Source organism: Streptomyces sp. V1I1 (assembly GCF_030817355.1).
Classification (GTDB): domain Bacteria; phylum Actinomycetota; class Actinomycetes; order Streptomycetales; family Streptomycetaceae; genus Streptomyces.
The window spans coordinates 142,980-154,985 of the sequence record NZ_JAUSZH010000001.1 but is presented as its reverse complement, the minus strand read 5'-3'; the positions used below and the strand labels follow the sequence as shown (position 1 = coordinate 154,985).

At 67.1% G+C, this 12,006-nt stretch carries 8 protein-coding genes and 4 pseudogenes; 6 read left to right on the top strand and 6 right to left on the bottom strand.

The window, feature by feature from the left end; translation table 11 throughout:
* Positions 1 to 53: 53 nt before the first annotated feature.
* Positions 54 to 2,243, bottom strand: coding sequence for a catalase/peroxidase HPI (gene katG, locus QFZ67_RS00745; protein WP_307659164.1), 2,190 nt, complete (start codon positions 2,241 to 2,243; stop codon positions 54 to 56).
* A gap of 671 nt (positions 2,244 to 2,914) precedes the next feature.
* The gene (locus tag QFZ67_RS00740; protein WP_307659163.1) at positions 2,915 to 4,126 is read right to left on the bottom strand and encodes an IS110 family transposase; all 1,212 of its coding nucleotides are present in this window, start codon (positions 4,124 to 4,126) and stop codon (positions 2,915 to 2,917) included.
* A gap of 269 nt (positions 4,127 to 4,395) precedes the next feature.
* On the opposite strand from QFZ67_RS00740, the pseudogene QFZ67_RS00735 reads away from it, so the two are divergent.
* A pseudogene (locus QFZ67_RS00735) lies at positions 4,396 to 5,364 on the top strand (IS30 family transposase); the annotation flags it as partial.
* Between the two features lie 87 nt (positions 5,365 to 5,451).
* Here the strand turns inward: QFZ67_RS00735 and QFZ67_RS00730 are convergent.
* Together QFZ67_RS00730 and QFZ67_RS00725 are read right to left on the bottom strand one after the other, a co-directional pair.
* On the bottom strand, positions 5,452 to 5,814 hold the full coding sequence (locus QFZ67_RS00730; RefSeq protein ID WP_307665694.1) for a transposase family protein: 363 nt from the start codon (positions 5,812 to 5,814) through the stop codon (positions 5,452 to 5,454).
* A 77-nt stretch (positions 5,815 to 5,891) separates the two neighbouring features.
* Positions 5,892 to 6,440, bottom strand: coding sequence for a GNAT family N-acetyltransferase (locus tag QFZ67_RS00725; protein ID WP_307659162.1), 549 nt, complete (start codon positions 6,438 to 6,440; stop codon positions 5,892 to 5,894).
* A gap of 111 nt (positions 6,441 to 6,551) precedes the next feature.
* On the opposite strand from QFZ67_RS00725, the pseudogene QFZ67_RS38910 reads away from it, so the two are divergent.
* Together QFZ67_RS38910 and QFZ67_RS00720 are read left to right on the top strand one after the other, a co-directional pair.
* Positions 6,552 to 6,776: pseudogene (locus QFZ67_RS38910) on the top strand (DNA polymerase III subunit beta); the annotation flags it as partial.
* 42 nt (positions 6,777 to 6,818) lie between these two features.
* Positions 6,819 to 8,291, top strand: a complete 1,473-nt coding sequence (locus tag QFZ67_RS00720) for a NucA/NucB deoxyribonuclease domain-containing protein (RefSeq protein WP_307659161.1) — start codon at positions 6,819 to 6,821, stop codon at positions 8,289 to 8,291.
* A gap of 75 nt (positions 8,292 to 8,366) precedes the next feature.
* Here the strand turns inward: QFZ67_RS00720 and QFZ67_RS00715 are convergent, their stop codons facing one another.
* Positions 8,367 to 8,909 (bottom strand): hypothetical protein, encoded by a 543-nt coding sequence (locus QFZ67_RS00715; RefSeq protein WP_307659160.1) that lies wholly within the window; start codon positions 8,907 to 8,909, stop codon positions 8,367 to 8,369.
* A gap of 61 nt (positions 8,910 to 8,970) precedes the next feature.
* Between QFZ67_RS00715 and QFZ67_RS00710 the strand changes: the two genes are divergently transcribed.
* The 3 genes and pseudogenes from QFZ67_RS00710 to QFZ67_RS00700 form a co-directional block, all read left to right on the top strand.
* Positions 8,971 to 9,945, top strand: a complete 975-nt coding sequence (locus QFZ67_RS00710) for a hypothetical protein (protein WP_307659159.1) — start codon at positions 8,971 to 8,973, stop codon at positions 9,943 to 9,945.
* A gap of 192 nt (positions 9,946 to 10,137) precedes the next feature.
* Positions 10,138 to 10,485, top strand: a pseudogene (locus QFZ67_RS00705) (phosphate uptake regulator PhoU); the annotation flags it as partial.
* Between the two features lie 46 nt (positions 10,486 to 10,531).
* Positions 10,532 to 10,754: pseudogene (locus QFZ67_RS00700) on the top strand (hypothetical protein); the annotation flags it as partial.
* 47 nt (positions 10,755 to 10,801) lie between these two features.
* On the opposite strand, the gene QFZ67_RS00695 reads toward QFZ67_RS00700, so the two are convergent.
* Entirely contained in the window at positions 10,802 to 11,695 is an 894-nt protein-coding gene (locus QFZ67_RS00695; RefSeq protein ID WP_307665693.1) for a LysR family transcriptional regulator, read from the bottom strand.
* Positions 11,696 to 12,006: the final 311 nt, after the last annotated feature.

The window sequence follows — 12,006 nt, the reverse complement described above, 5'->3', positions numbered from 1 at the left end:
GGATCCCGAGGATGTCCGGGTCGGCCGATCAGCGGCCGACCCGGACATCGGGCTCAGGCGAGGTCGAACCGATCGAGGTTCATCACCTTGTCCCAGGCGGCCACAAAGTCACGCACGAACTTCTCTCTCGCATCCTCGCACGCGTAGACCTCCGAGACGGCTCGGAGCTGGGAGTGGGAACCGAAGATGAGGTCGACGGCGGTGGCGGTCCACTTGACCTCGCCCGTGGCGCGATCCCGACCCTCGAATACGCTCTCAGCCCAGGCGGATGCCTTCCACTCCGTGCCCAAGTCGAGCAGATTGACGAAGAAGTCGTTGGTCAATGTCTCGGGCCGGCCGGTGAAGACGCCATGTGGGCATTGCCCGAAGTTGGCGTTCAGGGCCCGCAAACCGCCGATCAGAACCGTCATCTCGAGAGCGGTCAGCGTCAACCGGTTGGCCCGGTCCAGTAGGAGAGTCTCCGCCGACAACTTCTCTCCTGCTCGGAGGTAGTTGCGGAACCCATCTGCGCTCGGTTCGAGCACGGCGAACGACTCCACGTCGGTCTGCTCCTGCGAGGCGTCCGCGCGCCCCGGTGCGAATGGGACTGTGATGTCGTGCCCGGCGTTCTTAGCGGCTTGCTCGACGGCCGCACACCCGCCCAGGACGATCAGGTCAGCGAGAGAAACCTTCGTTCCGCCAGCCTGTGAGCGGTTGAAGTCCTGCTGGATCTGCTCAAGGGTCTGCAGCACCTCAGCCACCTCGGGCAGGTCGTTGACCTCCCAGTCCCTTTGCGGCGCGAGCCGAATCCGTGCCCCGTTGGCCCCGCCACGCTTGTCGGTGCTGCGGAAGCTCGCCGCCGACGCCCAAGCGGTGGTGACCAGCTGGGAGACGGACAGTCCCGAGGCGAGGATCCTGCCCTTGAGGGCGGCGATGTCCTCGTCCGTGACGAGTTCGTGATCGACCTCGGGAACGGGGTCCTGCCACAGCTGCGGCTCGGGAATCCACGGGCCGAGGTAACGCGAGAGGGGTCCCATGTCGCGGTGCAGCAGCTTGTACCACGCCTTGGCGAACGCTACCGCGAGCTTGTCCGGGTTCTCGTGGAAGCTCCTCGTGATCGGCCCGTAGATTGGGTCCATCTTCAGCGACAGGTCCGTCGTCAGCATCATGGGAGCGTGCCTCTTCGACGGATGGTGAGCATCAGGCACGGTGCCCTTGGCCGAGGGATCCGTGGGAGTCCACTGCTTCGCACCGGCGGGGCTCGTCGTCAGCTCCCAGTCGTACCTGAACAGGTTGTCCAGGTACCCGTTGTCCCACTGCGTCGGCTCGGAGGTCCATGCGCCCTCAAGCCCACTGGTGAGCGCGTCTGCGCCTTTGCCGCTGCCGTAAGTGTTTCTCCAGCCGAGGCCCTGCTGCTCGATGGGGCTGGCCTCGGGTTCCGGGCCGATGTACTCGGCATCGACCGCACCGTGACACTTGCCGAACGTGTGGCCGCCGACGATGAGCGCAACCGTCTCCTCGTCATTCATCGCCATACGCCCGAACGTCTCGCGAATGTCCCTGGCGGCAGCCATCGGATCCGGGTTGCCGTTGGGCCCCTCCGGATTGACGTAGATCAGTCCCATCTGCACGGCACCGAAAGGACCGGCGAGTTTCCTGTCGCCGCTGTAGCGCTCATCTCCGAGCCATGTGTCCTCGGGCCCCCAGAAGATTTCCTCGGGTTCCCAGATGTCCTCTCGCCCGAAGCCGAACCCGAAAGTCTTGAACCCCATCGATTCCATGGCGCAGTTGCCGGCGAAGACCAGAAGGTCGGCCCAGGAGATTTTCCGGCCGTACTTCTGCTTGACCGGCCAGAGCAAACGGCGCGCCTTGTCGAGGCTCGCGTTGTCCGGCCAACTGTTGAGGGGGGCAAAGCGCTGAGCGCCGGAACCGCCACCCCCCCGGCCATCGGCGATACGGTACGTTCCCGCGGCATGCCAACTCATCCGGATGAAGAGCGGCCCGTAGTGGCCGTAGTCGGCAGGCCACCAGTCCTGTGACGTCGTCATGACCTCGAAGACGTCCTGCTTCAGCGCGTCGAGGTCGAGGGTCGTGAACTCTTCTGCGTAGTTGAAGTCCTCACCCATCGGATTGGACCGGGGCGAGTGCTGGTGGAGAACCTGAAGGTCCAGCTGATTCGGCCACCAGTCCCGATTCGTCCTGGGTCGAGTCGGCGTGGGGGCCGGGGAGGGGATTACTGGGTTCTCGCTTTCGCTGCCGGACACGTCCGCCCTTCTTCCTGTCTCGGTGTTTCCTTGTACTGCCTGCTTGCTCTTGACGTTGGTTGCTTTTCTGGTGTCGAGCACTGCGACCCGCGCTCGTAGCCCGCCATGGCGCCCGCCAGCTGGAAACGCCTGACCAGACCCGCGGCAGTCAAGACGGAGCCAGCGGCCGACGAGATACCTATCCTCACGCACGACGCCGATGATCGAGCCTGTGTCGGCGTCCGTATGGTCACGCACCGCAGACCGGCACCGCTACGAGAACACGCAGACCCCGCGTAACAAGCACTCAAAGTCCAAATTTCGTTTGTGACCTCCGAAGTCTGGCCCATTGGTTGACGACTCTCCTGGCCTCTGAGACATACGAGAAAGGGAGAAAGGACGACTTGCTTCTGATCATCATGAACACCCCGCTGACGTGAGAGAGGAATAGCCAAGACCTGCGGATCGGTGTGTCACGCGACTTGCTGATCACTTCCTGGTTTTCTCGACGACGGCCAAACGACCCTCTGACGGCGCTTGGGTTCTAACGCTTGTCGCAACATTCCTTGATCGTGAGGGGCGTGCTGATGGCGAGGCGGGGACGTAAGCGAAGGCTGGAGCTCGAGGCCGAGTATTGGCGTCTTCTGGCGGCCCGGGGGGGGCCTCTATGTCCTTCGTCAAGGTCGAAGGGTTCAGGCGGGGGCGGTTTCGGGGGTGCGGGGCTCGTAGAACGTGCCGTCGCGGAGCATGGCGAACAGGACGCTGATGCGTTGGCGGGCGAGGCGGAGGAGGGCCTGGGTATGGGTTTTTCCTCGGGCGCGTTGTTTGTCGTAGTAGGTGCGGGAGGCCGCATCGGCGTTCATGCAGGCGAAGGCGGAGAGGAACATGGCGCGTTTGAGCTGCCGGTTTCCGCCTCTGGGTGCGTGTTCGCCGTGGATCGAGGTTCCCGAGGACTTCGTGGTGGGGGCGAGCCCGGCGTAGGAGGCGAGGTGGGCGGCGGTGGGGAAGCTGGTGCCGTCGCCGACGGTGGTCAGCAGGACGGCGGCGGTCCTGACGCCGACGCCGGGCATCGACGTCAGGACCGGGGAAAGAGGGTGGGCCTGCAGCAGGGTGTTGATCTGGGCTTCCAGGGCCCGGCGCTGTTCCTGGACGGCCGCGAGCGAGCGGGCCAGGGAGGGCACGACGATGTCGAGGGTGCCGGTCCCCGGGACCACGACGGTCTGCTCGTCCAGCGCGGTAAAGACGTCGTCGATCAGCCGGGCGGCCATGCGTGGGGCCTTGGGCCGGATCAGCTCAACGAGCCTGCGGCGTCCGGCCTTTCGCAGCGCGGCCGGAGATCCGTAGCGTTCCAGGAGCCAGGTGACGGCCTGGTGGTCCAGACGCGGGCCGACGACGCGTTCCAGCGAGGGGTGGAACTGGGTGAGCAGGCCGCGTATCCGGTTGGAGGTGCGGGTGGCCTCGGCCGCAAGGTCCTGGTCGAAGCCGGTGAGGACGGTCAGCTCGGCGGTGATCTCGTCTGTGAGCTCCAGGGAGCGCAGGGTGTGGGGCATGGTGCGGGCGGCGTCCGCGATCACCGCGGCGTCCTTCGCGTCGGTCTTCGCCTCGCCTGGGTAGAGGTCGGCGATCCTTCGCATCGCCAGGCCGGGCAGGTAGGCGACCTTGCAGCCTGTGTCCCGGGCCACGGCCAGCGGCAGAGCACCGATGGAGGCGGGCTGGTCCACGATCACCAGCACGGTGGCGAACTTTGCGGCCAGCTTGTCGAAGACGGCCCGCAGTTTCGGCTCGCTGTTGGGCAGTGGCTTGTCGAAGACCTTCTTCCCGGCCGGGGTGAGCCCGTGGCCGTGATGAGCACTCTTGCCGACGTCCAGGCCGAGGAACACGCCCACGTCTTCGGTATTGAACATTGCGCCCCTTCAGGGGAGTTGAACGTGCCGGCCTCGGCATCGGTGTCGTACGCGCGCATCCACGTTATGCAGACCTGCCGCCCGCGAGCTGTCCGGCATTGCGCCGGACCGGGCGGTGGCCGGACCTCTGATCAGCGTCTCCGACGGCACCTCCCGGGCCCGGTGACACCACCCCCCAGGTCATCCGTTCGACAGGGGGACACAGTCATGCCGGGCCCGGAGGCCAGCGGCCCTCTTGCAGGACCGCGGAAAACATAGCGGGGGCTACCGTGGATGCGTGCAAGCAGCTCGGGATCGGGCGGAAGACTGGCTATCGGTGGCGGGCGGAGAACGGAGGTCTGCAGCCGGATTACCTTCCGGAGAAGTCCCGGTCGGGCCGGTATCTGTCGCTGTTGGAGCGCAGGAGGATCGCCTCGCTGCGCGAACGCGGCCTGACGGTCCGGGAGATAGCCAGCCGGCTCGGTAGGGCACCGTCTACGGTGAGCCGCGAACTGCGGCGCAACAGCCTCCCGCATGACTACGGGATCTATGACGCCGACCTGGCCCATCACCGCTGCCGCGAACGAGCCGGGCGCCCCCGTCGTGCCAAGCTGGCCGCGGATCCTGAGCTGAGGGTCGAGGTGCAGGCCAAGCTTGATCTGGAGTGGAGCCCGGAACAGATCGCCGCCCATCTGCGCGGCCGCTGGCCCGATCGCCCCGAGCGACATCTGTGCCACGAGAGCATCTACAGGGCCCTCTACCAAGGTGCCAAGGGCGGCTTGAGCAGGACCTTGACCCGGAAACTCCGCACCGGACGCCCGCTGCGCAAGAAGCGCCGCCACCCTGAGCAACGCATGCCCAGATTCGTCGCACCCGCCGTCCTCATCGACCACCGGCCACCTGTCATCGAGCTGAGAGAACACATCGGCGATTGGGAAGGCGACCTCATCGTCGGCGTCCGCAGCCAGTCCGCCGTCGCTACCCTCGTCGACCGCCGCACCCGCTATCTCCGCCTGGTCCCCCTGCCCGACGGGCACTCGGCCGGCACCATAGGTGACGCCCTGATCGCCAACCTCGGCAAGCTCCCAGTTCAGGCTCGCCGGAGCCTCACCTGGGACCAAGGCTCCGAGATGGCCCGGCATCACGAACTCGCGCCTCACTTCGACGGCGGCTTCTTCGCCCGCCCCGGCAGCCCCTGGCAGCGGGGCACGAACGAAAACACCAACGGCCTGATCCGTCAGTACCTGCCCAAGCGCACGAACCTGTCCTCCACACCGCTGAGGACCTCCGCGCCATCGAGCATTGGATCAACAATCGACCCCAAGAGCCTGGGTTGGCAGACCCCTTCAGCCGCAGGCCGGGCCGGTCGGGCACGGCGAAACCACGGGCCGCCAGCAGCGGGCGGACCTGGCGGTGGCCGCGGAAACGGTGGAGCGATCCACCTCGAAGAGCTCGGAGAGCACCACGTGCGGCAAATGACGGCGCAGATGGACCAGGGTGACCAGCAGCCGATCGAGGAAGGCCAGCTTGGGCTTTCGGCCGGCACCCGCCGCCCGCCGACGCTCCCCGCCCCGGGTCTCGCGGAGCGCGGACTGCCGGGCGGCCTCCCACGCACTGGCGAGCTCGGCGGACAACTCGCCGAAATGTGCGCTTGAGACACCGGACGGGGCAGGATGGGAACAGGCCGCACGGGCCCAGGTCAGCTTCACAACTCACCCAACCCGTGCGGCCCTTCTCATGTCACGGCCCGACCGGGACGGTCACCATGTCCGCCGAGGCCGTAAAGCTACTCGGCCTGAATCGCGTCTGCCGGGACCTCGAAGACGATCTCGAGCCCGTCGCGCTCGTTCCCCTGCTCGCCGACGCGCGTGAAACCGAAGCCCGCGATGGTGCCCAGGGATTCGTTGTTGTCGGATCTGATACTGGCCCGCACGGTCCTGACACCGGGTTCGGCGGCGGCCCTGACGAGCAGCGCCGTCAGCATGGCGCGGGCATAGCCCTGGCGGCGGTACCCGGGCACGACGGTGTAGCCGACCTCGACCATGCCGGCCTCGTCCGGCGGCCCGTGGAACCCGGCGTCGCCGACCACGGCCCCGTCCGGCTCGGACACCGCGGCCCGCGTGATCCAGGGCGCGGCAGACGGGTCCTCGGCGAGCTGGTCAGCGCGATAGCCGAAGATCCAGCGGGCCCGGTCGCAGACGAAGAATTCGTCAAGGGCGACCCCGGTCTCGGCGCTGCCGCCAGCGAGGTCACCGTCGGCAAGCGCCCGCAGCGCCTTTGCGCTGAGCTCGACGAAGCGGACGCGTTTGGGGATGGGGAGAGGTTCGTCATTCATCGCGGAGATGCTCGCCCAGCACCGGAGGGCTGTCCACCGCTTTACGGCCTCGGCGGACATGGTGATCGTCCCGGTCGGGCCGTGTCATGAGAAGGGCACCGCAGCACCCCCATCCAGCTCCACTTCACCCAGTACGCCCTCTCGCTGACTGCCGGCAGCAGCGACGACGCCCAGGCCCGCGAGCAGATCGACGCCACCTTCGACACCGACACCGGCGCCCCGCTCACCATCGCCTTCAACCCCATCTTCCTGCTGGACGGCCTCGGCGCACTCAACGCCCCATCCGTCAGCTTCCGCATCGTCTCCGCGGTCAAGCCCGCCCTCATCACCGGCGCCAACAACGATGGCAGCAGCCCGCCGAGCCGACAGAGGAGGATCATGCGTTTCCCGAAGAGAGCAGCCGTGGCGGCCGCGTTATCGGCGGTCCTGCTGGGGCTGGTCACCGCTCCGGCGCAGGCGGCCGGCGACGGCCCACCCGACGACGCGGTGGCAACCACCCTCAAGCCGGGCGACTCATACACCATCTCCGACCCGGCTCTCCTGGCCAATCCGCAGAAGGTCGAGGATGCTCTGGCCAAAGACGGAGACCTGGATGCGCTGGGGCTGAAGCCCAACAACGGCCCGTCGGCGCAACCCGAGTCGGAAATGATGGAGCCGTGGGGGCGCAGCTACACCGTGCCGAGCCAGCGCTTTCCGCGCGGTCGCAAGCCCGCCGATCCCTACCAGTACATATCCGGCATCGACGAGTGTGCCGCCAACGACAGCTCGGACAATGACGGTGGGTGGATCAAGAATCGGTTCTCCTACTGCCAGCGCCACATGATCGTCATACCTGCGGTCCAGTGCGGCCTGTGGCCTCCGGGATGCTACGTCAGGGGATGGTTCATCTCCCGCAACACGATCATCGGGCAGGGCAAGATCGGCGGGTGGGAAGGCAGCCGCTACGCCCGCAACGCCGATTTCGACCTCAACGTGAACGTCTATGCGGCCACCGGACACTTCAACCAGGCCGGCGCCATCATGGAAGCCACACTCGAATGCGAGGGCACCTGGGAGGGTGGCGGGGGCGAGCCGGAGGATGCCTGCGACAGCGGCGTCTACGAGGGCCGCAAGGACTCGACCCGAGGCTGGCGGAACGACGGCGACGTTAAGTTCGACCTGATCTCGCTGGCTCCCCGGCAGCCCAGCGCCGAGGCCGGTCCCCAGATCGCGAACGCGGACTTCCGACCCAGCTATGAGTTCACCATTCCGGGCTACGATCAGCTCCAGCCCACCGAGGGAGAAGAAGGCAAGCTGCGGTTCGACAGCGCCTGGTACCTCAACCGCGGCGACATGGGTTCCGTCTTCAGCGACATCACTCCAGCCCTGCGCTACGACCGCAGTGACACCAGTGACCCCACCGGTCCCGGAGAGCCGTACCTCGGCGTCGCGGTCGTCGCCGACCACATCGGTGACGCCCGGGCCAACCTCGACAGCACCCTGCCGCCCAAGGACGACAAGAACTTGCCCGGCGCGGAACCCCTCGATCCGCTGCACCGCATCGCCGCTGCCGCCGGAGCATCTCAGCGGGCCCGCTCCGACGCCAACCGCAGCGTGGTCAGGTCGTACTGCAACAGCGGCGACGTGTCGGGCGGACCCGGTCAGGGGCTGGACTGCGACGAATACCCCTTCGCGTCCTCTTACCAAGGCGCGGCTCGCTACCAATTCGAGGGGGGCCAGTACGAGAAGGACTACTCCGTCCGCTACGTCGACCCGACGGAGAATCAAGAGGCCGGCCGCCGACTCGACGCCTGGTACGAGAACGACCGCATCCTCGACTGGGACGCCTTCGTCATCCGCATCGGTGACTGAACCACCACCGCCACCAAGTACATGACACCGCGGGGGCCGGCCGTGGCACGGCCGGCCCCCGCCCCGCAGACGTGATCAGCCGGGCGTGGAGGACAGGCGCCACAACTGCCCCAGGCAGAACTCGTCCACGCCCGCCAGCTTCTGCTCGTGCCCCGAGGGCGTCTCCACCACGGCGGGGCCGTCTTTGAACGGCGAGTAGAAGGGCCCTGTTTCCGGATTCAACGCCCAGTGAAGACGCAGCCGGTACCGGCCCGGCGACGGCAGCACGATCACCGCCCCCTCCCGGCCGCCGGTGAGTTCGTGGACCTCCAGCACGCCGCTGGGAAGCTCCATCTCGACTTCCTCGCTGCCCGACCACTGCGCCTGGTCGGGCGGCGGCGTGGTGCTCCAGCTCTCCAACCGCAGCCGCGCCCGAATGACGGCCGACGGGCACTGCAGATACACCATCCCCCGCGCCACCTGCACCCAGCTTCCCTCGAGCGCATCGGGGGTGTGCGTCTCCTGCCGACAGGACTCATCCACGATGCCGAAGGTCCGGTAGGAGACACTGACCTCCACCTCGGCCGAGTCGAGTAACCTCGCCATCCCTGTCCTTCCCCCGGCGTAGTCGACGACCACGCCGTACGCCTCAGCGACACAGACATCACCACGCTACACAGGGACGGATGTGCTCCGTGGCTTGCCATGGCGGGGTTCGGTCGCTCACCTCCACGACAACCTCGCCGCCGGGACGGGGGTCTCGGGACCGGCTGCCCGGCGTGCGATCCACGCCGCCGCCCAGGCTCCCACCTTCGCCGGGTCTCTCCGCACGCACCGACAAGCCCGAGAGATCCTGGACAACCCGGCCCTGACCATCTGCGACAACCCGCGGCCGTTCCTGATGTGCGTCTACAACCGGGACCGGGCCCTGTGCCACCGGCTGGACATCGCCGACGCCCCGAGCCTGGACCGCTGCCGACCGTCGTGCTCGAACATCGCCCGGACGGACTGGCACGCCGACGAACTCCTGCAGCACGCCCAGGCCTTGGAGAAGCAGGCCGCCTCGGAGGCGGTGCCCGGCCCGCTCGCCGACCGGCTCACCCAGCGCGCCGGGCGCCTTCGAGACCAGGCTGACCGTCCGAACGTGACCGCATTTCCCCCCCCAGGAGCCGACGTCATGCGCCCCGCCCCGGACGAGCGCGACCGTATCCGAGCTGCGATGGACCGCATCTTCGACGGAACGCCCGAGCGCTCCAACGGCGCGTTGACGATCGTCGCCCTCGCCCTCGCCCTCGCGATCAGGCGGGCGTCCCGCAATGCACTTACCCAGCGGCATACCGACCTGAAGAAGGAGTTCTACGACAAGGTCCGCGCCCCCGGCGGGTACACCGGAGAGCGGCCGCCGACGTCGCCTACCTCACCTTGGAGTGCCACGAAGACACCTGGACATTCATCGCTGCAGCCGCGTTCGGCTTCTGGGCAGGCGGACTGGGTCACCAGCGAGGAGATGCCAGCGAACTCGAGCCGGCCCCTGGCCGTACGTGTACGAGAAGATCAGGCCGCCTTGTGGGAGGGCACCGAGTCGGACGCCCTTTTCACGGTCGACCCCCAAGCACCCGCCAGCCAGACCCGAGGCATCAAATACCGGATCGACGACAGCTACCTCGAGCCCTAGGCAGTCCGCCAATGGTGGCTGTGTCTGTTTCTTCAGGAGGCGTTCTGGGAGCGTGCACTAGATCAACATCGCTGAGAGATTTGATGTCACTTGGGCAGCAGTCGGGGCGAAAAAGCCGTGAAGCTGCGCGAAGTGTGCCCGTCTGGCATCCGGTGGAGACTGGCTGAGGGGGGGACTGGACGGTGAGGACTTATGCGGGCGGCTTATCACGAGGAGTTGGCGTCGATCAGAGACGGCCTGGTGGAAATGGCACACCTGGCCGGTTCGTTCATGGGCCGGGCCACCAGCGCTCTACTGGATGCGGATCTGCAGCTTGCGGAGAGTGTGATCTCGGCCGATGTCACGGTCGATGCTCTGCAGCGGGATCTGGAGCACCGGGCGATCGCGCTGCTGGCGCGGCAGCAGCCGGTCGCCACGGATCTGCGCCTCGTGGTCACCTCGCTGCGCATGAGCGCGGATCTGGAGCGCTGTGGTGATCTTGCCCAGCACGTGGCCAAGCTGGCCCGGCTTCGCCAACCCGAACTTTGCGTCCAACGCGAGCCCGATCCACAGGCCTTGAGCATTGCTCGGGGTGATCTCTAAGCGTATGGAGCGCTCTGAACTTCCCCTTCAGCAGCTGCACACCTTCGTCGTGCTCGCCGAGGAACTCCACTTCGGCCGCGCCGCCAAGGCCGCGCTGGCCGAGGCGAAGTCCAGCTTCGCCGACGTGGTACGGGTGCGGTATCTGCTGCCCGGCCGACTTCGAGCCCTGCTGGCCGGTCCTGCGCCGGTATTTCGGCGAGGTCCGGCCGGCCGCCACGTCTCGCGTTCGCGACCCCTATGAGGATGGCGGGCTGTCGTCTGCCACACGGGAGGTCTATCTGACCGCTTGCCGGAGCGCTTGTCGAACGGCCTGGATGGCGGGGTGCTGGCTGCTGCCGCGGCGCACGGCGGTGAACAGTCTGCGCGCCTGCTGGCCTGCCGGCAGCGGCTGCAAGGCCACGGCTGGCGGACAGCCCTGCCACACGAGGGCCGGGAGGAGCGCGACGGCATGCCCCTGCTCAACGAGCCGCAGGTGAAGGTAGTGGTCGGTGGACTCGTAGCGCACATCGGGTTCAAATCCCGCATCACGGCACAGGGTCATCGACCAGCGGCGGGGGACCGTCCCCTCCGGTTCCATGATCCACGGGTGGTCAGCCAGCGCGCGCAGCGCCTCCTGAGGCGCACTCGAGTCGGCGTTGCCCGGTCGAGCCAGGTGCAGGGAGTCTTCGCACAGATCCTCTTGCTCGAGTTCAGCGGGACGAGGGCTGGGATGCCCCGGGTATTCCACGTCAATGACCAGGTCGAAATCGCGCGCGAGCAAAGCCGGTACAGCGCTTTCCCGCTCCATCTGGGTGACATGGACGCGCAGGAGCGGATGGGCGTTGCGGAGAAGCGTCAGCGCCGTCGGGACGAGAGCCAGCGCAGCAGTTTGGAAGGAGGCGATGCGCATGGTGCCGACGAGGTCGGTCAAGGAGGTGGCGATGTCGGCTTCTGCCTGTTCGAGCCGCTCGAGCAGCGCTTCGGTGTGGGCGACGAGGATCTCGGCCTGCGGAGTCAGACGCACGCGTCGGCCGACGGGCTCTAGGAGAGGGACCCCAGCTTCTGATTCCAAAAGCGCGAGCTGCTGGGAGATCGTGGAAGGGCTGTACGACAGAGCGGAGGCGACCGCGGCAAGCGTGCCGCGGTGCTTGAGCTCCCGCAGAAGGCGGAGCCGGTGTAGATCAAACATCAAAACCTCGAGAACAGTCGTTTTTCTCAATGAATATTGCTCGAAAACATGCGCTAGAACAAGGGGCTATCTGTCGGCACAGTGGTCGCGTGCTGCAGAGCCGACCACCGCTCCGTGCACTACCTGCCGCGGATCACGCTCACAAGGCTGCTTCGTGCCACATTTCCTGATCGGACGCACTGACCGATCCTGGCGGCCGCCAGGGACGACCATCCGGCTGTGACCCCTGCAGTTCGTCCGTCCCTGAATCCTCAGCGCGATCACCATGTCCTGCTCGCTGCGCCCGGCCTGCCCAGCCGCGCGCTGGTCCC